Source organism: Roseiconus nitratireducens, from assembly GCF_008629675.1.
GTDB lineage: Bacteria > Planctomycetota > Planctomycetia > Pirellulales > Pirellulaceae > Stieleria > Stieleria nitratireducens.
The window spans coordinates 276,227-301,733 of sequence record NZ_VWOX01000004.1 but is presented as its reverse complement, the minus strand read 5'-3'; the positions used below and the strand labels follow the sequence as shown (position 1 = coordinate 301,733).

The window sequence follows — 25,507 nt, the reverse complement described above, 5'->3', positions numbered from 1 at the left end:
CAACATTCGTGTCGTTCGTCAACCTCGTGTTTCCACTCACGGGACCGTGAGGTGTTCGAGCAGCAGGCAGGCTTCGCAGTGGAGCTGCGAGGCCGGTTCAGAAAACAAGTCCCGTTCAGGAATCGAAGCCGGCTGACGACACGACGGGCGAAGTCCGGCGCGTGGCAGCCGTGGCGACTTACCGTTTCGACCAATCATTGACCAGGATCGAAGAATCATGGCTACCGCACCGAATTCACCCGAATCGTTGTTCGACCGGAAGACGCGCGACGATCACGATGTGATCACCGCAGCGGACGTGCTGAAAGCGATCGGGTCACTGAAGTTGACTGTCGCCCTGTTCGCGGCGTCGCTGATCATCGTGTTGGTCGGCACGTTGGCCCAAGACGAACTGAACATGCAAGATGTGAAGCTGCGGTACTTCACGTCCTGGATCGCCTGGCTGCATTTCGACGATTTCCTTCCCCAGGCGTTCTATCCACACGCCCAGCCAATTCCCGGCGTCATTCCGTTTCCCGGCGGCGCGTTGATCGGGGCATTGTTGATGCTGAATTTGATCGCATCCAAAGCCACCCGGTTTCGCATCTCCGCGTCGGGCAGTCGGCTGGCCGCGGGCATCGTCTTTCTGTTGGCGGGGTTTTCCGCGGCCGGGCTGATCATTGCCAGCGGTCACAGCAGCGACGGCCTGCAGGGAGCACCACCGATTTCCTACCTGGCGTTGTGGCGGTGGGTTCAGGCGTTCGGAATTGCGGCGGCGATTGGCTTGACCGCCGCGTCCATCAATGTGCGCGGCCGAGCTTTGCGGATCGCCGGCTTTGTCGCGGCCGCGTTGCTGGGAGCCATCATTGTGTACACGCTGGTCAGTGGGGTCCGAATCAGTGACCCGGGGCTGCGGATCGTGTGGCAGTTGACCAAGGGGCTGGGCGCCGGCGTCATTTTGTTGGTCGGTTGCATCTTGCTGTTCGGACGCCAGGGCGGGAACCTGCTGTTGCACCTTGGCGTGGGGCTGTTGATGGTGGGGCAGTTCGCGTTCGGCGATCGCCAACTGGAACAACGCATCAGCCTGGTCGAAGGCGCGTCGACCAATTCCTTGATCAACCTGGACAAAGTCGAATTGGCTTTCATCAACAGCCAGGAAGGGAAAGACGAGGTCACGGCCATTCCGGGCTCGCGTCTGGAACAGGCGAGTCGCACCGGCGATCTGATCCAGGATCCCTCGTTGCCGGTTGATGTGAAGGTGCTGAACTATTTCGAAAACTCCGACCTGACCGACCCGAAACCGGACAATCCCGCAACGGTCGGTCTGGGCAAACAGGTCCAGGCGACACCGGCGCGAAAACGTGGGGGAACCGATTCGGAGGTCAACGTCGCAGCCGCGTACGTCCAATTGATCGACAAGGATTCCGGAAAGCCGCTGGAGACGCACCTGGTCAGCCAAATGCTGTCGGATCGCGAAACGTTGATTCCCGACGGATCGGCCAAGGATGTCTTCGACACCGTGAGAGTCGACGACACCGATTACAAGCTGGGGCTGAAGTATCACCGCGAGGTCAAGCCGTACTGGGTGCAGCTGGAAGACGTCCAGCGACGCAACTACAGCGGGACGGAAACACCCCGTGACTACAGCTCCTACATCCGGATTGTCGATCCGGAAACGGGGGAAGATCGTCGCGAACGGGTCTGGATGAACAACCCGTTGCGGTACCGCGGGGAAACCTTCTTCCAGTCCAGCTACACCGCGCTTCCGGGCGGAAAGGAGCTGACCGGTTTGCAGGTGGTGCGCAACAGCGGTTGGCTGATTCCTTACGTTGCCTGCAGCATCATGGCGTTGGGAATGCTCGCCCACTTCCTGGGAACACTCAAACGCTTCGTCGGACGTCGCGAGCGTGAGACGACCAAAGAGCTTGCCGCGATGGATCCGGAGGAACGCCGCCGACGACAGTCGAGCAAACCGATTTGGATCGCGATGGCGGTCGCCGGTGCGTTCGGTCTGGTCGCGCTGATCCCCTGGTCGGCGGTCTTGACCTCGCTGCGGCCGCAGACGCGGGACTACGAATACGATTTCTACACCGCCGGAAAGATCCCGACGCAGTTCGGCGGACGCATCATGCCACTGGACGCGTTCGCCCGCCAGACGCTCAAAGCGATCAGCAATCGGGAATCGTTGCCGTTGGACAACGCCCCGGGCGCCATCGAGTCGCGGGCGCAGGGCAAGAAGCTGTCCGCGATGCAGTGGCTGATGGAGGTCGCCGTCGACGAGCCCGCGCTGCGCTACCTGCCGATGTTCCGTGTCGACGCGGAGGAGGTTCGTAGCGAATTGAAGCTGGAGCGGCGTGAGAGCAAGCTGTACTCGTTGGACGAGTTGCTGGACCAGTGGTCCGAAGCAAGCGATTTGATCCAACTGGCCCGAAACAAGGATGTCGCCGCCCAATCCTTCAAAGAGAAAAAGCTGTTGGAGCTGGATCGGCGCACGCGGCAGTACATGTTGACCGCGGAAGCGTTTCAGTTGCCGCGTCCGCCTGAGATTCCCACCGAAAACTTGCCGGAAGGGATCACCGAAGCGATGGTGCAGCAGTTCGCCGTTTCGGAACTGCAAAAGCGGATGCAGCAAATCCAACAGATGCCGGCGGCCCGGATCATTCCGCCCAGCAAGAGTCAGGCGGAAAACAGCGTGAACGATCCGGATTGGATGGCATTCGCGCCGGCGTTCTTCGAGGACGCCGCCAAAGGGCTCGGCCCCGATGACGGTTCGCCGCTGGTCAGCGAACCGTTCAGCGCCATGATCAAGAGCTACGCCGACGAGAAAAAGGACTACGAAGGTTTCAACGAAGCGGTGGATGCTCAACTGGCGCTTTCGCGTGACTATCCCATCGCCGGGTTCAACACTCGCAAGGTTGGATTGGAACGGTGGATGGAATCGAATGCCCCCAGCCTGTGGGCGCGGGTGCTGTACCTGGTCGGTTTGGTGATGGGGTTGGGTTACTTCGCGCTGGGAGGCCATCGCTTGCGAAATGCGACTTGGGGCGTGTTGTTTGTGGCCCTGCTGATCCACTCCGCAACGCTGCTCAGTCGGATTTACATCACGGGTCGTGCGCCCGTCATCAATATTTATTCATCAGCCGTGTTTATCGGTTGGGCGGCCGTGCTGTTCGGTTTGGTCGCCGAGCGAATTTTCAAACTCGGATTCGGCAACATGTTGGCCGCGACCGCCGGTGCGTTGACGTTGTTCGTCGCCAACGGATTGAGCAGCGGTGACACGATGCCGGTTTTGCAGGCCGTTTTGGATACCCAGTTCTGGCTGGCGACGCACGTGATCAGCGTGTCGTTGGGTTACGTGGCCACGCTGGTGGGCGGAACCCTGGGGATCGGCTATCTGATCAGCTGTTGGGCCGGGATGAGTGAAAAGGCGCAGCGGTCCCTGTATCGGATGATCTACGGGGCGGCCTGCTTCGGGATCCTGTTCAGCACCGTCGGAACCATCCTGGGCGGACTTTGGGCGGATGACAGTTGGGGACGATTCTGGGGCTGGGATCCCAAAGAGAACGGCGCCCTGTTGATCGTGATTTGGAACGCGCTGATGTTGCACGCCCGTTGGGACGGGATGGTCAAAGCGCTAGGGTTCTCGATCCTGGCCATCGGCGGCAACATCGTGACCGCGTGGAGTTGGTTCGGAACCAACGAGTTGGGAATCGGCCTGCACAGCTACGGGTTCACCCAGGGCGTGTTGATGTGGTTGTCCGTTTTCATCGGCACCCAGGTCGCCTTCATCATTGCCGGGTTGGCGTTTCCCCCGGAGAAGCCCGTGTCGTGATGAGTTCACCGCGGAGTGGATTCCGGTGATGACAAAAGGCCGGGCCGTTGGCCCTGCATGTCGCGGGGCGATGGGTGTCCCAGCCCTGACGGGCTGGGCTGGGCAAACCGAAGGGCCTTCGGCCCAACCATCCCGCTAACGCTGCTGGATCGTTTCGCCGCCGGACCAGGCTCGGGCTCGGCGAATTGCCGCGGCCGGCTGTCCCGATTCACTCAGAGCAGGTGGGGCTGGCAAAAACACCTGATGCCAGCGCGACACGTCGCGTCCCGGTGGGGCAATCGTGGCAATGATCTGCTCGGCAAAGAACCGGTCACCGCCGGTTCGCACGATGGGCAGCCCGTGGGCGCACAGGGCGACGCCCACCTCGGAACCCTCGTAGTCGCGATTCGGTCCGCAAATACCGTTGATCGACATCGACTCATCCGTGATCGAAAAATGAAACGCCGCCAGCGCGTACTGAACATCGTGAGTGGTGCTGACCTCTTCGACATGTTCCAGCGAGAACCCCAATCGCTCCTGCATCGACCGCAGCAGCGATCGGCCGATCCAACCGTCTCGGGCGTGAAAGGTTCCCGCCACGTTGACCGTCTTGCCCGGTTCGATCACGGCACGTTGCAATCGCAGGTCGGCGGTCCCGGTGACCCGATGCGGCAGGTCCTCGCTGAACTTGCTCAGCTCGATCCCGGTCACGGAGGAACTGCCCAGATCATAGGACCAACCATCGGCATGTTGGCGGCATTTCATCGTCCCGGTAAAGCGGGCGCCGTCGCCCAGTTGGCGGGCCAAGGTCGAAAACTCGGCCAGGGCAGAGCAGGGCAGACTGGTTTCGCCGGTTGAAACAACCAGCTCGGTCGTCGGGACCGGTCCGCTGCGATCGCGAAACAACGTGACGCGGACCAAGGACTCGATCGATGCCATGGCGTCACCGGCTTCGGCAAACATTCGCACCCCGTCGGCTTCCGGGTTCAGCGAGACGCTGACGTCGCGCAGCGAAAGTGATCCGGTACGGCTGCGAATTGTCAGGTCGGTCGCCGCGATGGAGATCGGCAACAACGTGTGTTCGGGCCGGCTGATGACGCGATCGTGCAACAGGTTCCAGGCCCGCCCCAGCCCGGACGATTGCAATTCAGGCTGATGCAACAAGATCCCGATGCGCTCCGGACCGGCGAAGTAGTCAACGGTTCGGACGGTCGCGACGCGGTGTCCCGTTTCCGGGTGATTCAGACGGACGTTGTCCAGCACGTACTTTCCGGGGGCAATCTGGCGGATGCCGTCGATCTGGAAAACGAGCCCGGTTTCACGGTTGAGCTGGTAGGTGATCCTGGCCAGTTGTCGATTCTGATACCACGGGGTCCAGGTGATCAGGATGGCAAGTAACACGCCGGAAGAAGGCAACGCGCAGCAGAAAACGAACAACAACCGAGCCACCGCTCGCTGGGTCCGTTCATGCATCCATGCACCTCAAGTTAGGAAAGTCCGCTCGAGATTCTAGGTTTCTGGCCCGCCCCGCCGGTAGATCGGTTCCCATCACCGGATCGATCAAATCGAACTGGTTTTTGCTAGCACTTCAGTGCTCCGAACACGGATCGGCCTCGTCGGTGGCGGGCCTCAGGTGCGTCCGGTGAACAGGGACGCTTCCTCCAGCGTGATCAACCCTTGAAAGGCCTTGCTCAGGGCGCTGATCCGTAGTGTCCGCATGCCTTCCTTGATGGCCTGCTGGCGAAGCAACTCGGTGGAGGCGTTTTCGAAGATCATATCGCGGATGGCGGAACTGATTGACAGCATTTCGAATATGGCGATCCGTCCGCGGCACCCCGATCCGTTGCACTTGGGGCAACCACGGCCGCGGTGAAAGCTGGCTTGAGCGGCCTGCTTTTCGCCGATGCCGAGTGCCTTCAACTGTGCCGCGGAGACATTGACCGGGGCTTTGCAATGCTGGCAGATCCGCCGCACCAGACGTTGGGCGACGACCAGGTTGAGCGCGGCGGTGATCAGGAACGGTTCAATGTCCATATCCCGCAGGCGGGCGATGGCCGAAACGGTGTCGTTGGTGTGCAGGGTGGAAAGCACCATGTGACCGGTCATGGCGGCTTGAAACGACGTCCGGGCGGTTTCGGTATCCCGGATCTCGCCGACCAGGATCACGTCCGGGTCTTGACGCAGCAGCAGTCGCAGCAGCTGCGCGAAATCCATGTTCAGGTCTCTTCGCACGCTGATCTGGGTGATCCCGAAGACGTTGAATTCGACCGGGTCTTCGATGGTGCTGATGTTGCGGTCCATGTGATTGAGCCGATTGATCGCCGAGTACAGCGTCGTCGTTTTGCCGCTGCCGGTCGGGCCGGTTACCAGGCACATGCCGTACTGTTGGCTGGTCGCCTCGGCCATCAATTGGGCTTCCTTGGCATTCATTCCCAATTGCGTCAGGTCCGCTTTCAAGCCGGTGGCGTCGACGACCCGCAGCACGATCTTTTCGCCAAACCGCGTGGGTACCGAGGAGACCCGATAGTCGACGCTGCGCCCGTCGATCACCAACCGCATTCGTCCTTCCTGGGGTCGCCTCCGTTCGGCGATATCCAACTCCGACAGGATTTTGACGCGGGAGGAGATTTGCGGGTAATCGGCGGCGGGTCCGGCGGCGATCTGAGAGAGCGTGCCGTCGACCCGGATCCGGACGCGAAACGCTTGCTCGAAGGGTTCGAAGTGGATGTCCGACGCACCGGCCTGGAAGGCTTTGGCAAAGATCGAGTCGCAGAACGCAACGTTTTCGCCAGACGATTTCTCGCTCGAAGCATCGTCCTTTTGCGGCGTCTTGGGGGCCGAGACGCTGGGCAGGATCTGGGGAGGCTGGTTCATGAATCGGCCGGTTGCAGGGTTACGCGGATCGGTCGGATGTGCCATCTTTGCCGAAATGAATCCCGACGACTTTCAGCAATACGACGGCTTGATTTTCGACTGTGACGGCACCTTGGCAGATTCGATGCCCGTGCACTACGTCGCCTGGCACGAAACGATGTCCCGTTACGGAATCGAGTTCACCGAAGAACGATTCTATTCGATGGGAGGAATGCCGAGCGACAAGATCGTCGCGATGCTGGCTTCCGAGCAGGGCGTGTCGGTTGATGCGGTGGGCGTCGCCGACGAAAAGGAAACCCTGTTTCGAACCTTGATCCCGCGGGTGCGGCGGAACCAGGGGGTGTGCAATGTCGCCGTGGCGTATTTCCAAAAGAAGCCGATGGCCGTCGCCAGCGGCAGCCCACGGACGGTGGTGCAGGAGCAATTGGCAATCCTGGAGATCGCGGAGTTGTTCCAGACGGTCGTCGCGTCGGAAGATACGCAGCGGCACAAGCCCGAGCCGGACGTGTTCTTGGAGGCGGCTCGGCGGTTGGACGTCCAACCCGAGCGCTGCGTCGTGTTCGAAGACTCGCCGCTGGGCTTTCGCGCCGCCGAGTCGGCCGGAATGGCCTGGGTGGATGTCCGTTAAATGAAAAAACGCCGGCGGCCGCCCTTGCATTCAGGCGAACCACCGGCGTCGGGTCGGATCAACGATCCCGAGCCGAGGAATCTACTGATTCAATTGCTCGTCGATCGTTTCATTTGAAGCACGCGTGCCCATCGCTCCCCACAGTCCGTAGGGGCTGGGCGAACCCGGCGGGTTGGAGCTCTGCTGGTTGTTGTTGCGGATCCAAACCGGTTCGGCGTTGGAGTTGCCCGCTTCGATCGAGTCGGTGATGAAGATCACCGCACCGTCACCCATCAACACGTGGGCTCCGCCCTGGTGCCGGCTGCTGACGCCGACCAGGCCGTGAGAGGCGTGGCCGCCTGCCAGGCAGAGTTCGCGGTTGGGCGGCAGGATAGTCGCCACTTGGCTGTACAACGGGCGGAAGTCGGCCCAGCGGTATCCGCGGCGACCACCGGCTCCCGAAATATTGGTCGAGGGCAACCAGAACTTCGGCCGTTCCGGATCGATCAGCCCCTGTTGCTGGCAGTGGGACGGATTGCCGTGAACGCCGTTACCCCAGTAGCCGCCCTGCTGCAGTGCGGGGGCGGTGCGAATATCGCGGTCGCCCAATCCGGTCGCGATTTCACCGCACAGCACGGTGTTGGACAGCCCGTCCAACGTGTCGCGAAATTTGGACGAGTAACGCGGAATGAACATCCCACGCATCGATCCTTTGACTTGGCGGACCAGAAAGGTTTCCTGCCAGTGCCGCCAGTATCCGCCGGCGAAACGTGCTCCGCCGATGTTGTTCCGAGCAATTGCGTCGCCGGTGCAGGCGGCGTAGTTGGTGCGTCCCACTGCCGGCAGGCCGTAACCGGGATCGCTGGGGCAGCGATAGGTCGGCACATCCGACGCCCAAGGCTTGTAGCGAATTGCGTAGGGAGCCGGACCCATTGCCGGCCAGGATTCGCCCTCTTCGTCGACGCTGGGGCTGGAAATGGTTTCCCACATCCCCTGTTGTTCGACGAACGGCAGGATCCCAACCAGGTAGCTGAGCATGTAGCGGGTGTACCCGATCGGCGGGCCCGCAGCCGGACCCGGATCATCGGCCTGCTGCCAGCCGTTCTGCGTCTCGTTGGTGGCCCCGGTCCCGTGGATGGGCTGTTGTTTGAAGGCGGAATGATAGTTGTGAATGCCCAGACCGATCTGCTTGAAATTATTGCTGCAGCTCATGCGTCGAGCCGCTTCACGGGCCGCCTGGACGGCCGGTAACAGGAGTCCCACAAGGATCCCGATGATGGCGATCACGACCAGTAACTCCACTAGCGTGAACGCGTTTCGTTTGGTTGCCATTGCAACGCAGCCTCCGAATAAAAGGATAAAAAGAAAAGAGCGCCGCACCGTGGTGGGTGCGTCGCGGATCGAACCCGTCGATCCATCGCTTCGCGAGCGTCGGAGCCGTGGTAGGCTCCGAAATCCCGCCAGCCTCAGGAGTGCAGCTGGCGGTTCGATGAGCAGCCGACGGCAACGGTGCGGTGCACCGGGCTGCCGTCAGCGCCGGAACTGGACTGGCTCACTGAGTCACGTCCGGTGTTTCTTCGCCTTCCAGGGCCGCCTCGTAGGCCGCGATCTCGTCTTCGTCGGTCGTGACCGCTTGTGGCTCATTGCTCTGGCCACAACCGACCAAAGGCAGCAGGCAGAGGGAGAACAGGAGGGAGGGGAGCAGATGTTTCATGTTCCAACGTCGGTTCGAGAAGGGAAGAAAATTGGCCCAGGACACTGCCGCTGGCGACTTTCCGCCCAGCATGGTCCAATCCTCAACCTAAGGGGCTGGTGCCCCCATTGCACGCAGTTAGTGACCCGATCTGCGGCTTTTCTGTGGAAAAATTCTTTAAAATTGAGTATTTTTCACCGGCATTGAGAAACCTTCCCGCAATTGGAGGGTTAGCGGCCAGCGTGGTGGAAAGGCTGCTATGGGATCGACCGTCGCCGACTAGTGGGGTTTTCAGCGGCATTACCGAGGGGGCGAGGCGTGTTGCCGGGCTGGGCGGCGGTTGCGGCGTCGCTTCAGGTGCGATGGCCGGTCGTCGGAGACCGAATCGGCCGCGAAAGTGGCGGCTTTGTCCATTTACAAAACGCCGTGGTTGTCCGTAAACTGCCGGGCTTTCCTGACGCCGCTAGCGGTGCGCCTCAATGGGGCTCCTTCGGCACGTTCGATCCGTGTGGATCACGCGCGGACCCGTGCTGGGCAGTTGACCGCCAGCGTGACGCGTTGGACGTCCGACGTGGATGGCTCCTGCCCGGGGCGTTCGCCGCGGGAAAGTCGCGTTTTCCGCGGTTCAGGAACCCCGTTTCGGGACCCAGTTTGAGGAACCCGGCCAGGGCAGCCATCGGCTGTCCCGCCGAGCGTCCCGAGTGGTTTCCGGCGCGTCCGGTGACGACGGCGGCAGTGCCGTGGTGGTCGCTGCCGGCGGGGTGCGGCCGGTCCTGATTTCCCCTTCGACAATTTCCTGACTTCGCGTGTTCGACAACCTTTCGGACGGATTGCAATCGGCATTCAAAAGCTTGCGTGGCAAAGGCAAGCTGACCGAAGGAAATATGCGCGAGGGGTTGGAGATCGTTCAGCGGTCCCTGCTGGAAGCCGACGTCAGCTACCCGGTCGTTCAGGAATTCATGAAGCACGTCAGCGAGCGTGCTCTGGGAAAGAAGGTCCTGCTGAGCCTGCGTCCGGAAGAGGAATTGGTCCGGATCGTCCATTCGGAACTGGTTTCGATTTTGGGGCCGGTCGACCCGGCCATTCACCTGAAGAAAGACGGCCCCACGATCATCATGCTGTGCGGGTTGCAGGGGAGTGGGAAAACCACAACCTGTGGCAAGCTTTCGCAGCTGTTGAAAGAGCAGAACATCAAGCCGACCCTCGTCGCGGCTGACTTGCAGCGTCCGGCGGCGATCGAGCAATTGCACGTGATCGGGCGGCAGTTGGACGTCCCGGTTTACAGCGAGCCCGGCAACCAGGATCCCGTCCAGGTCTGTCGCAACGGTGTGGCCAAGGCGATCGAAGAGGATGCCCGCGTGGTGATCCTGGACACGGCCGGCCGGTTGGCGATCGACGAAGCGTTGATGGCCGAACTGGGCCGGATCGACAGCAAGGTCCATCCCGACCAGGTCTACCTGGTGGTCGACGGAATGACCGGGCAGGATGCGGTCAACAGTGCCGATGCGTTCAACAAGGCGTTGGAGCTGGACGGCGTGATCATGACCAAGCTTGATGGCGATGCCCGCGGCGGGGCGTTGTTGTCGGTCAAGCACGTCACCGGGGTGCCGATCAAGTTCATCGGCACCGGGGAGCACCTGGACGCCCTGGAGCCGTTTCGGCCCGAGGGGATGGCGGGGCGGATCCTGCAGATGGGTGACATCGTCGCGGCGGCGGCCGAGGCGCACCGAATCGTCGACGAGAAAGAGCGTGAAGAGTTGGAAGCCAAAATGGCCTCCGGTGACTTCACCCTGGACGATTTCAAGAACATGATGGAGAAGGTCAACAAGCCGGGCCTGATGGGCCGGATGATGGGCCTGATGCCCGGCATGGGCCAATTCAAGGAGGCCTTGGAAAGCGAAGAGGCCGCCGGCGGAATTCGGCAGACCATCGGTGCGATCAACAGCATGACCGCCCAGGAGCGGCGGAATCCCAAACTGATCGACGCGGCCCGCCGGACCCGGATTGCCAAAGGCGCCGGAGTGCAGACGCCCGTCATCACGCAACTGGTCAAGCAGTTCGAGGTGATGAAGCCTTTGATGCAGGGAATGGCCGGCGGCTCGATGATGGACCGCGCCCAGATGATGCAGCAGTTGCAGGGGGCGATGGCCAGCGGCGATCCGAATCTGGGGCACATGAAGGTCAAGAAGGGGACCGGAAAACGGTTGTCCAACGCCGAGCGGGCGAAGATGCGTAAACAACGCGACAAGCTCAAGCGGCAAAAGAAACGAAGTAAGAATCGGTAGCCGAGCGTCGGTCCGAATCCAAAACGATCCACACAGAGATATGTTGTTTTTTCCTGGAGCAAGTTTGAAATGGCAGTTCGAATCCGTCTGAAAAAGATGGGGCGTACCCACCGGCCCTTTTTCCGTGTTTGCGCAATGGACCAGCGGTCGCCACGCGACGGTCGCGTGATCGAGGAATTGGGTTTTTATGATCCGATGTTGCCGGAGACCGATGCGCGGGCCCAGTTGAAGGCCGACCGGATCGACCACTGGTTGAGCGTCGGTGCCCAGCCCAGCGAAAAGGTCGCCGTCCTGATCAAGAAGTACGGCACCGAAGGCACGCACTTGGAAGCCCAGAAGGAAGCCCTGGAGCGCCTGGGGAAACGGAAGGAGTACACTCCGGCACCGCAGGAAGCTCCCAAGCCGGCCGCCGAGGCGAAAGCCGAGGAGCCCGCCGAAGAAGCTGCTGCCGAAGAAACCCCGGCTGAAGATGGTGAAGCCAAGGCGGAAACCGAAGCGGCCACGGAATAGTTGCCGCGGTTTCGGTCCTTGGTCGGCGATTGGTGATCACCGGAGACTTGACGAGTGCGATTTGACATCGTGACGCTGTTCCCGGCGATCTTTGACGGCTACCTGACGCAGAGTCTGTTGGAAAAAGCGATCCAGAAAGATCTGGTTGAAATCCAACGCCATGACTTGCGAGACTGGGCGGCCGACACACCGCACCGCAAGGTCGATGACCGACCGTTCGGAGGCGGGCCCGGCATGTTGCTGCAAGTCGATGTGACCGTGCGTTGCGTCGAAGACGTGGAGCGATCCTGCCCGACACCCGCACGCAAGGTGTTGCTGACCCCGCAGGGGCGTCGGTTCGACCAACCGATGGCCGAGGACTTGGCCGGCAGCCCCCGCGTGATGCTGTTGTGCGGACGTTACGAGGGATTTGATCAGCGAGTGGTCGACCTGTTGCAACCAGAAGAAATCAGTATTGGCGACTTCGTGCTCAACGGCGGTGAAGTCGCCGCGATGACCATCATCGACAGCGTCGTGCGGTTGCTGCCCGGCGTGCTCGGTGACGAAAACAGTTCTGTGGACGATTCGTTCAGCCGAGGGAATCGGTTGTTGGAGTTTCCACAGTACACACGACCGAGGGAGTTTCGGGGGCTGCCCGTTCCTGAGGTTTTGCTAAGCGGCAATCACCAGGCGATCGCCCGCTGGCGCAACGAACAGACCCGATTGAGAACCGAGCAGCGGCGTGCCGATCTGCTCGATCCGGAAAATAACAACGTGGAACCCTTTGGGAATTGATCGTCTCGGACGCTCAGACCGAACCTTCAACCTTCCCCGTATTTGAACCAACCACACAGCCACCCCATTCAAGCCCGAGAGAAGAAAGAACATGAGTCAGGCCATTTTGGATAAGGTCGAGGCGTCTTCGCTGAAGGAGAATCCGCCTCAGTTCGAGATCGGCGATACCGTCGATGTTCACCTGCGTATTTTGGAAGGCAACAAGGAGCGGATTCAGGTCTTCACCGGAGTCGTGATCGCCCTTTCGGGAAGCGGTTCCAAGGAAATGTTCACCGTCCGTCGCATCGTCGCCGGCGAAGGCGTGGAGCGAAAGTTCCCCGTGCACAGCCCCCGTATCGAAAAGGTGGAAGTGAAACGCAGCGGTGTCGTTCGTCGCGCCAAGCTGTACTTCCTGCGTGGACGAACCGGAAAGGCGGTCCGCCTGAAAGAACGTCGTCGCAACTAGTGGTTCAACTGCCTTGCTTTTGTGGGGCATTTCCGCAAAGGTCCATCTGGCGATCAATGTCAGGCGTTCTCTGGTTCACCCTCCCGCGAGCGGGAGGGTCGCGGAGGAGCCCCGCGACGACGCGGGGAGGGTTGTTGCTGAGCCGTGCGTCGTTGACATCCGCTTCGGGTTCTACCCTCCCCGGAGTCTCGTGCCTCGCCTCCGACCCTCCCGCAAGCGGGAGGGTGAAGTGGCCGAACACGACGTCGCTGGTCACAAATGAGAACAAGTAGCCACGCTCGCCAGAGCGTGGCTTTCCACCGTCTGGCGATGGGTGGCGACATCGACTTCGTAAATTGGCGGGGTCTAAACGAAACTCAAATCGGTTGCGCGGTGATGGGGCAAAGATGCGCACGTTTGATGTCCGGCGGCATTGGAACTGGGTGCGTGATCGCTACGTCGCCTGGCGGTTCGGTCGTGTCGACCCCGATGCGTCGGTCGGGCGTCGCGGGGAACAGGTCGCGGCGCGACTGCTGCGGCGAAAGGGCTTGGTCGTCGTTGCCGAGAACGAATCCGACTGGGCCGGGGAAATCGATCTGATCGCGGCGGATCGAAAGACACGTGCGTTGGTGTTTGTCGAAGTCAAAACCCTGCAATCGCACCGCCCCGGGCACCCCGCTGATCGGGTCGATGCGGAGAAGCAAGTCAGGCTGACGCGCGCGGCGCTGCGATTTCTGAAACGGCGTCAAATGTTGGGCACCCCCTGCCGCTTCGACGTGATCGCCGTTTGGTGGCCGGTTGATCAAGACCAGCCATCCGCGGTTCGGCATTACGAACACGCCTTTGAAGCGGCCGGCGATTTTCAGTTTTGGGCTTGAACGTCGACCGGTCGTCTTCGCGTAGCGGCAGCGGCATCCGATGGGGGTGGAAAATCCGACGGCTGCCTGAATCGACCGGGTGGCACGTGCTCGCAGCGAGGGCCCGCGTTGCTAAACTGGCGGTCAGAATCCGCCCGCGCGCTGAACTCCGCCGCCATTCCCCAGGATGATATTCGCCATGGTTCGTCACTTGTTCGCAATCCTGTTGCTCGGCATCGCCGCGACCGGGCCGGTCCAGGCCCAGGTTCAGGTCCAGGTTCAGACCGATTCGGCTGGCACACGTCCGAACGTGATCTTTATCCTGTTGGATGACATGGGGTGGGGCGACTTCGGCGTTCTGTACCAGAACGAGTCCAAGCACGATAAAACGCATCAGACACCGATGCTGGATCAGATGGCCGCCGAAGGCATGCAAATGCGGGCGCATTACTGTCCGGCTCCGGTTTGCGCCCCCAGCCGGTCGTCTCTGCTAAGTGGAGTGCACCAGGGGCATGCGGAGGTGCGCGACAACCAGTTCGACAAAGCGCTGGCCAACAATCACACGCTGGCCAGCGTGATGAAGTCGGCGGGGTACAAAACCTGGCTGGTCGGCAAGTACGGACTGCAAGGCGACGGTGAATCGCCGGACGAGTGGTCGGCCTATCCGACCAAACGCGGGTTCGACCAGTTCTACGGTTACGTTCGTCATCGGGACGGCCACATTCATTATCCGGCCGAGACGTGGGACCTTGGCAACAGCCCCTCGCACCGCACTCCGAAACAGGTCTGGCACAATGACCAGGAGGTCAGCAAGGACTTGGCCAAGTGCTACACCACCGACCTGTTCACCGCCCGCAGCAAGGACTGGATCGCCACGCATGTTCAAAGTGGCGCCGACGACCCGTTCTTTCTGTACCTGGCCTACGACACCCCGCACGCGGCATTGCAATTGCCGTCGACACCGTATCCCGACGGCCATGGCCTGACCGGCGGATTGCAGTGGATCGGTGAGCCCGGGCGGATGATCAACACGGCGACGGGCACCGTCGACGGATATCGGTATCCCGACTACACCGGCAAGGGATGGTCGGACGTGGAGGAGCGTTTCGCGACGATGGTGCGCCGCATCGACAACTGCGTCGGCGACTTGTTGCAAACGCTGAAGGATCTGTCGATCGATCGAAACACGTTGGTGGTGATCAGTTGCGACAACGGCCCGCATCACGAGGCCTACCTGCAAAACGCGAACTACACGCCGCAGTCGTTTCAGTCCTACGGTCCCTTTGACGGCACCAAACGGGATGTTTGGGAAGGCGGAATTCGCGTCGGCACGTTGGCCTGGTGGCCGGGGCAAATCGCCGCCGGTTCGGTCGATCAGCACCCGTCTCAGTTTCACGATTGGATGGCGACGTTTGCCGATGCCGCCGGGATCGCTCCACCCGCTCGGACCGACGGTGTTTCATTGTTGCCGACGCTGACCGGTCGCGGAGAGCAACAGCCGGGCCAGGTTTACATCGAGTACTTCAATGGCGGCAAGACGCCGGATTACCAGGATTTTCAGGACGCGAAGCGGAACCAGCGTCGCGGACAAATGCAGGTCGTGTTTGTTGACGGATACAAGGGCGTCCGCGTCGACGTCAAGAAACATGATCAGCCGTTCGAGATCTTCGATTTGCAGGCGGACCCGAAAGAATTGAAAGATTTGGCGGGGACGAGTCCCAAGTTTGAAGAGCTGCAGCGGAAGATGCAGGCCCGCGTCCTGCAGCTGCGTCGCAGCAACGCGTCTGCCAAGCGGCCCTACGACGACGCTCCGGTGCCGTCTTTGGACATTGCCCCGCAAGACAACTGGAAGTGGACGTTGTATCCGGGCAAGTTCCCGTACGTGCCGGAGGTTTCCGCACTGGATCCCCAAGGCTCGGGACGTTCGGCCGACCTGTCCGCCATCGCCGAGCGTGGCGCCATCCACTTCGAAGGGACTTTCCAAGCTCCCGAAACCGGCTGGTATGAAGTCACACTGAATTCCCGGGCGCGGGCATTCGCGCGAATTCATGATGCGACGTTGATCGACGCGGATTTCGCGTTCCAACCCGGCCAGCCGTACACGACCAAGATTCATCTGGAAAAGGGTGTGCACCCGGTGACGGTCACCACGCTGGCGGACGGATTGGATGCGCCCATCGAATTGAAATGGAAAGCTGTCCGCTAAGTCAGCCGCGGGAAGGGGCAGGAATTGTCAGATCGGGGCGTCGCCTCCAGGACGAACGGGAACGAATTGATGGAAACAGCTGCGGAGAATCGGGCTCGCGAGATTGGTCCCGGACGCATTCACCAGGGTGATTGCATCGACGCCATGCGATCGATGGATGCTTCCAGCGTCCAACTGGTATTTGCCGATCCGCCATTCAACATCGGTTACGAGTACGACCAGTACGATGACCGGTTGGAGTCAGACCAGTATCTGGAATGGTCCGGCCAATGGATGCGAGAAGTCCATCGTGTGCTCGATGACCGCGGCGCGTTTTGGTTGGCCATCGGAGATGAGTACGCGGCGGAGTTGAAGGTCGAAGCCCAGCGAATCGGATTTCACCCTCGATCCTGGGTCGTTTGGTACTACACGTTTGGCGTGCATTGCCGAACCAAGTTCACGCGGTCCCATGCGCACCTGTTCCATTTCGTCAAAGATCCCAGCCGATTCACGTTCAACGCATCCGAGATCGCTGTGCCCTCGGCACGGCAATTGGTGTATGCCGACAAACGTGCGAATCCCAAGGGTCGCATGCCCGACGACACCTGGATCTTGCGGCCGCAGGATTGTGTCGACGCGTTCACGCCCGACGAGGATTGCTGGTACTTTCCGCGGGTCGCCGGGACGTTCAAGGAGCGGGCCGGTTTCCACGGTTGCCAGATGCCCGAACAATTGCTGGGGCGAATCATTCGGTCCTGTTCCAATCCGGACGATGTCGTCTTGGACCCTTTCTCGGGAAGCGGGACGACGTTGGCGGTTGCCAAGAAGCTGGGACGACAGTTTTTGGGTTTTGAAATGTCCACCGAGTACGCTCGCTTGGGACAACGCCGCATCGAGGCTGTCGCGGTGGGCGATTCGCTGGAAGGCTCGCCCGAACCGAAAGCCAGCGCCCCGGCGACGCACTCGGCCAAGGCTCGTCGCGCGGCAGCGACCACGCTTGAATTGCCAGGGTTCGCCGAATCCGTTTCCGACTGGGTGCAAGATGGCCGGCACGCCGATCAGCTGGTGCAAGCGTTTTGCGAATCCAACCGTGGGTACTCGGTCGATCGGGTGGTCGCCGATCCGCTGCTGAACGAAGACTTCCAGGTCCGCTGCGACCGGGCGGAGTTGGATGGCACACCGGCCGAACGCAACCGTGCCCTGTTTGCGTTGCGGAAATCCGGACGGATGAAACAGGCCGACATCACGACGTCCAACCGAACCGCGTTTGATTGGGAAGAGCTGGATCCCTTTTTGTTCGCTGTGGAAATCGCGTGGCGGAGCGTCAGCGAGCTTTACGCCGACGCCGGATTGGACGAGATCCTGTGCGATCCGAGGTTGGCAGAGCAGTTCGATGCCGCGGCGGGCGGTTGGGCACCGGGATTCACTGCGTTGCAGTACCGTTGGGCCGCACTGAAACTGCGCAAGGCGGTCTCCGCGGCGCGGCGACGTTTGGACGCGACCAATTCCCGGAAGCTCGGTCTGCGAAAATTCAAACCGGAAGACTGGCAGGGGGCGGCCGATCTGGACTGGGATGAGTTGCCGCAAGGGCCGGCCGCGTACCTGATCCGTCACGTCGACGATCCGTCTGCCAGTCCGACACCATTGAACTCGAATTCATTGAACGCGACCTCACTTTACTGCGGCGAAACCGCCAACCTGCAAGCCAGGCTCAGGCTGCAGCTTTCCGAAGCCGCTCGTCAGACCTGGCCCGTCGATCGTCGCGATCTCCGATGCCTTCAGCTTGCCTGGTTGCCGGTGTCGACGATCGGAAGTGATCGGCTGGTGCGACAACTGCAATTGCAGAAGTGGTATCGACCGGTTTGGAATTTCAACAAGTTCTTGCCGGTCTGACCACGTGGCGGAAATGACAGAAGTCAAACGTCCGGCAGCCGATCCGGGGCGGTTCCTTCGCCGCGGGCTTACCCCACAGCCATCGCGGCGCGAGGACCGGCGAAGATCAGGCGGTGGCGTACCTTCCGGATCGCGGAGTCGAGGTTCGGTGGGATGAGCTTCCTTCGTCTGGGCGTTCTGTGGGCACTGCCACTGGTGCTGACGCCGCTGTTGATTCATTGGATCCACCGGCATCGTCACCCCACCATGCCGTGGGCCGCGATGATGTTTCTGCGGCAGGCGAATCGCGTCGGTAGTGGGCCGAATCGTTTGCGTCGCTGGTTGATCTTGATCACCCGGATGTTGGTGTTGGCGATGCTGTTGGTGGCCTTCGCCAGACCGCTCTCCAGCGGCGCGTTCGGATGGGCGGCCGGGCAGTTTTCTCCAGACGCGACGCGCACCCTGGTGATTCTGGATCGGTCCCCCAGCATGCAGCGGCAGGTCGGTGTCGGCACAACCCGGTTGGAAGCCGCGCGGCGTGAATTCGTTTCGGCAATGGAAACGCTGGGCGTTGGCGAAGTGATCCTGATCGACAGCGTGTCAGCCGAACCGATTCGCTTGGAGCGACCGGCGGCATTGGTCGACGCGGCGATCACCGGACCGGCCGACTCAACTGCCAACCTGCCGGAACTGATTCAGGCGACCATTGATGTGCTGCGCGAGGACCCGCCCGCGGTTGCTGACGTTTGGATCTGCAGCGATCTGCAACAGCTGGATTGGCAACCGGATTCGCCGCGGTGGGAACTTCTGGCCAAACGACTCTCGGAGTTGTCCGCGGAGCTGCAAATTCACTTGATCGACTTCGGACGTGAACGGGGCGCAAATGCCTCGCTGGAATTGGTTGACACGAGCGTCGTGCCAACGGAGCAGGGCAGGGGAGTGGCGCTTTCGATGAAGGTGACACGGGATGCGGGAATCGCCGACACGCTTCCCGTTCGGGTGAAGTTGGGCGACGTCACCTCCATCGTGGACGTGGATCTGGACGCCGAAGGGGAAGTGTCGTTCGAACAGGTCGTGAACCTGGCGGACCGGTCCGTGCAGTCAACCGGTCAGGTGTCGATCCCGGCCGACGTGAATGTCGCGGACGATCAATGGTACTTTGTCACCGGCGGCAGCTCCGGCCGGTCCGCGGCACTTGTGATGGCCGAGCGGAGTGACGCGGTCGAAGTCGCGGTGGAAGTCGCGCAAGGGCGTTGGGTGGACGCGTCCGAAGCGTCCGAAGCGTCCGACGCCGACGGCCTGGCGGCGGTTCTGGCGAGTTCGGTTTCCTTGATCTGGCAGGGGCCGCTGCCCACCGGTTCGGACGCCGAAGTGATTGAGCGATTCTTGCGCGACGGTGGGAGCGCGTTGTTCTTCCCGTCCCCGGGTTCTGCCACGACGTCCAGTTTTTTGGGGATCCGTTGGGGTGAGTGGACCCGAGACGTTGATTTGACGTTGCAGTTCAATGACATCGAGTTCCCGCTGGATCGATTCGTCGAGGTCCAGGGCGATTTGATTCGCGCCGTTGCCGTCAACGGCCAGGAGACGATGATCGGCAGCAAACGAATCGGGAAAGGCGTCGCGTGGTTTTGCGGCGCTGACGTGTCCGATCCAAACGGCGACTTTGTGCGGCATGGTGTGGTTCTGTGCGACTTGATTGCCGCCATGCTGGATGCCGGACAGCAAGATCATGCCGCAGACGGTAGCCTGATCGCCGGTCAAGCATTGCCGCCGGCGGTTGAACGCGAGCGAGCGTCGATCCGTCCGGTGTCCGGGCGAGCGGATCCGGGACAAGCGATGGCCGAGTTCGGTCATCATGCCGGGGTCTATGAGTTGAAGGAAGACTCGGATCCTGGGCAGGAGCCGGCAGGACGGCGTTTTCTGGCCATCAATCGATCGCCGCTGGAATCTCGTTCGCCGGCATTAACTCAGGATGACCTCAATCGCATCTTCGCGGGCGTTTCTTTCGATCGGATCAGCCTGTCTTCTGACGCCTCGAATTCGGCCGGCCAACTGGTTCGTGACATCTGGACGCCTGTTTGGATTCTGATGATCGGCGGGATGCTGGTCGAAGCTTGCTTGTCGTTGCCGCATCGCATGGGGCGGTCGCAATGATGATGGCGTTCTCTTTCGTCGTTCTGCTGGCCGTGACGACATTATCAGCGACCATCTTCTTGCGACAGGGACGGCGGTGGCGCGTCGCGATCGCGGAGGGGTTGCGGATTCTGATCGTGTCGATCGCCTTGTTCATGTTGTGGCAGCCCGAGACGTCGTTCCTTGAACCGCCTACGACCAAGCGGAAACTGGTGTTGCTGGTCGACCGTTCGGCCAGCATGCAGACCACCGATGTGCCGGCTGGCAGCGAAGTGATCAGCCGGCAACAGGCCGTCGATCAGATTCTGGCGGATGCGTCCTGGCAGCAACTGGACGACCGATTTGAACGCGTGGTCGAATCATTCTCCGGTGACGACGGCGGTGGCAGCGACCTGGCTTGGGCGATCGAGCAAGCTGGCCGGCGGCACGGCCAGGATTTGGCCGCCTTGGTGTTGTTGTCCGACGGAGACTGGAACGTGGGGCGTTCGCCGGTCGAAGCGGCCGCACGTTGGTCGCTGAACACACCGGTGACGGTTCCGTGTGACACCCGGCCGATCGGCAGCCCGTCGCGCTTGCCCGACTTGGAGTTGATTTCGGCGGATGTGCCCACATTTGGGGTCGCCGGTAAGCCGGTCCGCATTCCTTTTGCCGTACAGAACTGGATGCCGGATGCCGGTGATCTGCAAGTGGTTTTGGAAGTGGATGGTGCGACGGTAAGCGAGCAACGTTTGCAGGTCGCGGCGGGGCAACGCCTGGATGCCGCGTTGACATGGCGACCGGAAAAAGCGGCCGAGTATGCATTGACCTTGAAGGTCGCGGCCGATCCTCGCGAGCGAATCACGTCCAACAATCAGTGGACCAAAGTGATCGATGTGCGCGAGGAAAAGCTGAACGTCTTGGTGATCGAAACTCGCCCAAGGTGGGAGTATCGGTACCTGCGCAATGCGCTCGTGCGTGACACCGGCATCGAAGTTTCCTGTTTGCTGCTGCACCCGGAACTGGGCGACGTCGGCGGTGGCGGGACGGGTTATCTTTCGGCAATGCCGCAGGGGCCGGAAGCGTTGGCATCGTACGACGTTGTGATTCTGGGAGACATCGGCGTTGGGCCCGGACAACTGACCGATTCCGAATGTCGCGACATCGTCGGACTGGTCCAGCAGCAGGCCAGCGGGCTGGTGCTGATGCCGGGACAACATGGGTTCCAGGACACATTGCTGGACACCGCGCTGGGCGATCTGTATCCGGTGATTCTGGACCGATCGAAACCCCGCGGCATCGGCAGCGAGATCCCGGGAAAGTATGTATTGACCAACGAGGGCCGGCGCAGCCTGTTGACCGAGCTGTCCGATGACGCGGAGACCAATTGGACGATCTGGGAATCCTTGCCGGGTTTCCAATGGTGGGCGGCGGTGCAACGTCCTCGGGCCGGCAGCGAAGTGCTGGCGGTCAAGTCGCAGGAGGACCAACCTTCCGATGCAACCGATGACCGCGGGCGGACTCCCGTGCTGGTCACCCGCCGCTCGGGTGCGGGCAAGGTGCTGTTCATGGGAACCGATTCCGCCTGGCGTTGGCGGCTTGGGGTTGAAGACAAATACCACTATCGTTTTTGGGGCCAGGTGATCCGTTGGATGGCGTATCAGCGGAACATGTCGGTGGGCCAATCGATGCGGATGTCCTACCACCCCGAGCGTCCCGTTCCCGGTGAGTTGGTGTCCCTGCGGGCGGCGGCGATGTCGGAGCGGGGCGAGCCGGTGACGGCGGACACGTTGCCACTGGAGGTGATCCATCCGGACGGAAGTCGCCGCTCGCATGAATTGCGGAACGTTGACACGCAGTGGGGCGCATTTGTGGGCGAAGTCCGCTTTCCGGAGCGTGGCAGCTATCGCTTGCGGTTGAACAATCCCGACGATGGATCGACGCTGGAGACACGGTTGGAAGTGCAGGGGAGGGCGGTCGAACCGATCGGACGTCCGGCCCGGACCGATGTGATGCAGGCCATTGCGGAGGTGGGACGTGGGCAAATGCTGGCGACCGGGACGGTGCGTGACTGGATTGACCGCTTCAACGGCTTGCCGCTGGAGGCGGAACGAATTCGCAGAATCCAGTGGTGGAATCACCCTGCGATGCTGGGAGCCATGTTTTTGGCCTTGGGCGGATTCTGGATCGCCAGAAAATGGGCGGGTTTGATCTAGACTGGCCCCAATCGGAAACGAAAAACGAACCGAGCATGTTGCCTGAGAAAAACCGTCGACGTATCGAAGTTCCAGCGGCCTTGCGAGAAAGGCTTGCGGCGTATCGCAATGCGCTGCTGAGGAAGAGTGCGGCCGATCGCTTAATCGCCGCCATGATCGGCGTGTCGGGCGTGTTTCTGGTGTTGTTCCTGTTCGAACGTTGGTGGGAAGCTCCGGCCGGAGCGCGTTCATTCCTGCTGGCGGCCGTGTTTTCGATCGTTGTCTGGGCCGGATTGTCTTTCGCGCGGGACTGGTGGGGGACACGCCGTCCGTTGCAAATTGCGTCGCGCATTCGTCAGCGGAAACCCGCCTTCGGCGACGATCTGGTCGGTGTTCTGGAATTGGCGGACAGCGAGTCCGAACAGGTGCGTTCTCCGGCCCTGTGTGCCGCGGCCCTGGATCAGGTCGCCCGTCGGGCCGATGAACAAACCTTTCAGGAAGCCCTGCCCGAAGACACGTTCGCAGCGGCCCGGCGTTTCCTGGCGGGGTTGTTGGTGTTGATCGTGCTGGCAACGTTGTTGATGCCCCGCGGCGTCACCAACACGTTGGCGCGACTGGTCGCTCCCCTATCGCCCACCGAGCGCTACACGTTTGTGACCATCGATGGCGTCCCCGCCGAGTTGGTCGTTCCGCAGAATCAACCCGTCACGTGGTCGGTACGCGTTAGCAACGACAGCCTGTGGAAACCCCGACAAGCTCTCCTGTCGATTGGCGCGAAGCAATGGATCGGCCAGCCGACCGAGGCCGGGCAGTATCGATTCCAATTGCCGGCGTTGATCGAGTCGACCACGGCCAGGCTGCGTTTGGGCGATGCGTTGGCGAGCATTCAGTTGGTGCCCAAGGTTCGTCCGGAAGCTATCTCGCTGGAATCGGTGGTTCGCTTTCCCGATTACCTGGACGGGGTCGTTCCCGACAACACTTTGCGATCGATGTTGGGGAATAGTCGTCTGCGTTTCGTGCCGGGCAGCGGCATCGCTTTGCGGGTGGAAGTCTCTGCGCCCCTGAAGTCGGCATCGATCGACGGCAAGGCGGTTCCGGTCCAGGGAGCTCGCTTTGGCGGCGCCATCGATCCGCAGGCCAATGAAGTCTTGTTGCGATGGACCGACCAGGACGGGTTGCGACCGGAGCAGCCCCTGTCGATCGCATTGGAAGCGATCCCGGATCGGCCGCCGACCGTGATGGTCGATGCGGTTGAGATCCCCGGCAAGGTGCTTGCGAGCCAGACCATCACGTTTCGATTGGCGGTATCGGATGATTATCGCATCCGTCGCGTGGGAATGCGTTGGGAATCGGAGCAGGATCCGACGCGGTCAGGTGAACGCGTTTTGAGTGGGCCCATGGATCCGACCCATGAACGCGGGCAAGATTCTTTGGCGGCATTCTTCGAACCCACGCGGACGCAGCCGTCGCAAACTGTCGCGGCGGCGTTCCAAGGTGCGGCGCTGCAGATCGAATCGTCACCGACCTTGGTGAGGTTTTGGGTGGAGGACGACTTGCCCGGCCGCGGCCGAATCTACTCACCGGCCATCCGGCTGGACGTCGTATCGGCTGAGGAACATGCCGTGTGGATTGCCGAACAGTTTGACCAATGGCGACAGTCCGCATTGGATGCCCGGGATCGCGAGCTGGATTTGTTTGAACGCAATCGCCAACTGCAACGGACGGCGGACGACCAACGTGATCAGGAGTGGTGGTCCCAGTTGCGTCGCCAGGCGGACGCTGAAGCCGCAAACGGCCGACTGTTGCAGCGGATCACTTCCGACGGGGAAGACTTGCTGCGCGAGGCGGCCCGGAACGCATCGATCAATCCGGATGAGGTCGAACAGCTTGCGGAAACCCTCACGACGCTCAAGCAGCTTGGTGAAGACAGCATGCCGCGTGTCGCACAGCTGTTGGAACAGGCTGCCGAGGAGGAATCAAAGTTCAAGGAATTGCTGGACCAGGAAACGTCGCTGGGGCAGCGCCCCGAGGGCGGGGAATCGGCCGACGACAAGGATTCCGACCCGGACGGGGATTCCGACCAGGACGAGAATCAACAGGAGCGTTTGGGCCTTGCCGGAACGACGATCCAAGACACGTCCGGCCGAGATGGTGGCAAAGCCGACGGCGAAGCACCGGAGAATGCAGACGACCAAGATCCGCTGGACGACGCCGTCGAAGACCAGTCCGATCTGGTCGCGGAATTTGATGCGATCTCCGACGAGCTGCGTGAGCTTCTCGGCGCGATGGAGGGCAGCACTCTGGTCAAGCGGTTGAAGTCCATCAGCCGGATGCAGGATCGCGTGGCGACCGAACTGGCCAGGCAGATTGATGACACCTTCGGCAAGCCGCCAGAGGCGAACCGCGAACTCAGCCCTGTCATCGTCGACGCCATCGTCCAATCGACCGACCGGTTGCAAAAGGCGGTCGACGACTTGCAAGCCTTCTATCAACGCCGCGAGCTGGAACATTTCGGACAGGTCCTCCGCGAAATCAAGTCATCGGAGGTGCTCAGCCGACTCGAGGCGATGCGGGATGAGGTGGCACTGCATCCGGGAAACTCGATTGCTGTGGCGGAATACTGGGCGGACAACATCGATCGCTGGGCCGATGATTTGGTGGACCCCGGCCCGCCAAACGCGGAATCGGGGCCGAAGAACACCAAGTCTCTTTCGCCCGCGACGATCTTGGAGGTGTTGCGGATCCTTCAATCCGAAGTGGAACTTCGCGAAAGAACTCGGGTCGCCGAACAGGGCCGGCAGGCCATGGAGCGAGACGATTACATGGCCGAAGCGATTCGGCTGAGCGAAGACCAGGACCTGTTGCGTGACCGTGTCGACATCGTGGTGGAATCTCTGCAGGCGATGCCGGACGGGTTGTTGAACTTCTCCGCCGAAATCGATGTGTTGGCTGCGGCGAGTGAAGCGATGGTCGACGCCACCAAGACGCTGGTGTCTCCCGAAACCGGCGCCGTGGCAATCGCGGCGGAAACCGAAGCGATCGAGTTGCTGTTGCGATGCAAAAAGGTCAGTCCGGAAAGCGGCGGCGGAGGCGGCGGCGATGCGGGTGGCGGATCAGGAGGCGACACGGATCAGGCGGCCGTCGCAATGTTGGGGACAGGAATCAATGCCCTGGCGAACGTCCGTGAATCGACAACCGAGCTCGCCGTGGGCCGCGGAACGAGCGAGGTGCCGCAGCGGCTTCGCGAAGAAATGGACCAATACTTCGACCGCCTGGAAACGCGACGCGCCCAGCGGGATCGTGGTTCCGATGGGAAGTGATGGAACCGACGG

General features: G+C 61.4%; 16 protein-coding genes. 12 read left to right on the top strand and 4 right to left on the bottom strand.

All coding sequences use genetic code 11. The features are described 5' to 3' along the window. Positions 1-217 precede the first annotated feature (217 nt). On the top strand, positions 218-3,811 hold the full coding sequence (ccsA, locus tag FYK55_RS09055) for a cytochrome c biogenesis protein CcsA (protein WP_150076076.1): 3,594 nt from the start codon (positions 218-220) through the stop codon (positions 3,809-3,811). A 135-nt stretch (positions 3,812-3,946) separates the two neighbouring features. Here the strand turns inward: ccsA and FYK55_RS09050 are convergent, their stop codons facing one another. Continuing rightward, a complete protein-coding gene (locus FYK55_RS09050; RefSeq protein ID WP_150076075.1) occupies positions 3,947-5,263 on the bottom strand; it encodes a hypothetical protein in 1,317 nt (438 codons plus the stop codon). A gap of 156 nt (positions 5,264-5,419) precedes the next feature. Beyond that, entirely contained in the window at positions 5,420-6,664 is a 1,245-nt protein-coding gene (locus tag FYK55_RS09045; protein WP_161604385.1) for a GspE/PulE family protein, read from the bottom strand. Between FYK55_RS09045 and FYK55_RS09040 the strand changes: the two genes are divergently transcribed. Next, entirely contained in the window at positions 6,663-7,292 is a 630-nt protein-coding gene (locus tag FYK55_RS09040; RefSeq protein ID WP_235908544.1) for an HAD family hydrolase, read from the top strand. The two genes, FYK55_RS09045 and FYK55_RS09040, sit on opposite strands and share 2 nt — an antisense overlap. Positions 7,293-7,373: 81 nt before the next feature. Here the strand turns inward: FYK55_RS09040 and FYK55_RS09035 are convergent, their stop codons facing one another. Both FYK55_RS09035 and FYK55_RS28960 read right to left on the bottom strand, forming a co-directional pair. Continuing rightward, positions 7,374-8,603 carry a DUF1559 domain-containing protein gene (locus FYK55_RS09035; RefSeq protein WP_150076072.1) on the bottom strand — a complete coding sequence of 410 codons (1,230 nt, stop codon included), beginning with the start codon at positions 8,601-8,603 and terminating at the stop codon, positions 7,374-7,376. 220 nt (positions 8,604-8,823) lie between these two features. Then, positions 8,824-8,985 carry a hypothetical protein gene (locus tag FYK55_RS28960; protein WP_161604384.1) on the bottom strand — a complete coding sequence of 54 codons (162 nt, stop codon included), beginning with the start codon at positions 8,983-8,985 and terminating at the stop codon, positions 8,824-8,826. Positions 8,986-9,770: 785 nt separating this feature from the next. Here FYK55_RS28960 and ffh point away from each other — a divergent pair. From ffh to FYK55_RS08985, 10 genes are all read left to right on the top strand, one after another. Further along, positions 9,771-11,249 carry a signal recognition particle protein gene (ffh, locus tag FYK55_RS09030; RefSeq protein ID WP_150076071.1) on the top strand — a complete coding sequence of 493 codons (1,479 nt, stop codon included), beginning with the start codon at positions 9,771-9,773 and terminating at the stop codon, positions 11,247-11,249. A gap of 69 nt (positions 11,250-11,318) precedes the next feature. Next, positions 11,319-11,759 carry a 30S ribosomal protein S16 gene (rpsP, locus tag FYK55_RS29975; RefSeq protein WP_150076070.1) on the top strand — a complete coding sequence of 147 codons (441 nt, stop codon included), beginning with the start codon at positions 11,319-11,321 and terminating at the stop codon, positions 11,757-11,759. A gap of 54 nt (positions 11,760-11,813) precedes the next feature. Beyond that, the gene (trmD, locus tag FYK55_RS09020; protein ID WP_150076069.1) at positions 11,814-12,533 is read left to right on the top strand and encodes a tRNA (guanosine(37)-N1)-methyltransferase TrmD; all 720 of its coding nucleotides are present in this window, start codon (positions 11,814-11,816) and stop codon (positions 12,531-12,533) included. A gap of 91 nt (positions 12,534-12,624) precedes the next feature. Further along, positions 12,625-12,978 (top strand): 50S ribosomal protein L19, encoded by a 354-nt coding sequence (rplS, locus tag FYK55_RS09015; RefSeq protein ID WP_150076068.1) that lies wholly within the window; start codon positions 12,625-12,627, stop codon positions 12,976-12,978. Positions 12,979-13,364: 386 nt separating this feature from the next. Next, entirely contained in the window at positions 13,365-13,835 is a 471-nt protein-coding gene (locus tag FYK55_RS09010) for a YraN family protein (protein WP_150076067.1), read from the top strand. A gap of 178 nt (positions 13,836-14,013) precedes the next feature. Further along, positions 14,014-16,020: an arylsulfatase gene (locus tag FYK55_RS09005; protein WP_150076066.1), complete on the top strand. Its 2,007-nt coding sequence runs from the start codon at positions 14,014-14,016 to the stop codon at positions 16,018-16,020. Positions 16,021-16,089: 69 nt separating this feature from the next. Next, positions 16,090-17,892 carry a DNA-methyltransferase gene (locus FYK55_RS09000; protein ID WP_150076065.1) on the top strand — a complete coding sequence of 601 codons (1,803 nt, stop codon included), beginning with the start codon at positions 16,090-16,092 and terminating at the stop codon, positions 17,890-17,892. Positions 17,893-18,045: 153 nt separating this feature from the next. Continuing rightward, a complete protein-coding gene (locus FYK55_RS08995; RefSeq protein WP_150076064.1) occupies positions 18,046-20,025 on the top strand; it encodes a BatA domain-containing protein in 1,980 nt (659 codons plus the stop codon). After that, a complete protein-coding gene (locus FYK55_RS08990; RefSeq protein ID WP_150076063.1) occupies positions 19,986-22,196 on the top strand; it encodes a CARDB domain-containing protein in 2,211 nt (736 codons plus the stop codon). The genes FYK55_RS08995 and FYK55_RS08990 overlap by 40 nt, the downstream gene beginning before the upstream one ends. Before the next feature lie 35 nt (positions 22,197-22,231). Continuing rightward, positions 22,232-25,495 (top strand): hypothetical protein, encoded by a 3,264-nt coding sequence (locus FYK55_RS08985; protein ID WP_150076062.1) that lies wholly within the window; start codon positions 22,232-22,234, stop codon positions 25,493-25,495. The last annotated feature ends 12 nt before the right edge of the window (positions 25,496-25,507 follow it).

What these genes read in the sequence shown, in the direction of transcription:
- FYK55_RS09000 (WP_150076065.1), top strand. Translation starts at nt 16,090, where the DNA reads ATGGAAACAGCTGCGGAGAATCGGGCTCGCGAGATTGGTCCCGGACGC.
- FYK55_RS09040 (WP_235908544.1), top strand. Translation starts at nt 6,663, where the DNA reads ATGAATCGGCCGGTTGCAGGGTTACGCGGATCGGTCGGATGTGCCATC.
- FYK55_RS08985 (WP_150076062.1), top strand. Translation starts at nt 22,232, where the DNA reads ATGTTGCCTGAGAAAAACCGTCGACGTATCGAAGTTCCAGCGGCCTTG.
- rpsP (WP_150076070.1), top strand. Translation starts at nt 11,319, where the DNA reads ATGGCAGTTCGAATCCGTCTGAAAAAGATGGGGCGTACCCACCGGCCC.
- FYK55_RS09035 (WP_150076072.1), bottom strand. Translation starts at nt 8,603, where the DNA reads ATGGCAACCAAACGAAACGCGTTCACGCTAGTGGAGTTACTGGTCGTG.
- FYK55_RS28960 (WP_161604384.1), bottom strand. Translation starts at nt 8,985, where the DNA reads ATGAAACATCTGCTCCCCTCCCTCCTGTTCTCCCTCTGCCTGCTGCCT.
- FYK55_RS08995 (WP_150076064.1), top strand. Translation starts at nt 18,046, where the DNA reads ATGAGCTTCCTTCGTCTGGGCGTTCTGTGGGCACTGCCACTGGTGCTG.
- FYK55_RS09045 (WP_161604385.1), bottom strand. Translation starts at nt 6,664, where the DNA reads ATGAACCAGCCTCCCCAGATCCTGCCCAGCGTCTCGGCCCCCAAGACG.
- ccsA (WP_150076076.1), top strand. Translation starts at nt 218, where the DNA reads ATGGCTACCGCACCGAATTCACCCGAATCGTTGTTCGACCGGAAGACG.
- FYK55_RS09050 (WP_150076075.1), bottom strand. Translation starts at nt 5,263, where the DNA reads ATGCATGAACGGACCCAGCGAGCGGTGGCTCGGTTGTTGTTCGTTTTC.
- rplS (WP_150076068.1), top strand. Translation starts at nt 12,625, where the DNA reads ATGAGTCAGGCCATTTTGGATAAGGTCGAGGCGTCTTCGCTGAAGGAG.
- FYK55_RS09005 (WP_150076066.1), top strand. Translation starts at nt 14,014, where the DNA reads ATGGTTCGTCACTTGTTCGCAATCCTGTTGCTCGGCATCGCCGCGACC.
- FYK55_RS09010 (WP_150076067.1), top strand. Translation starts at nt 13,365, where the DNA reads ATGCGCACGTTTGATGTCCGGCGGCATTGGAACTGGGTGCGTGATCGC.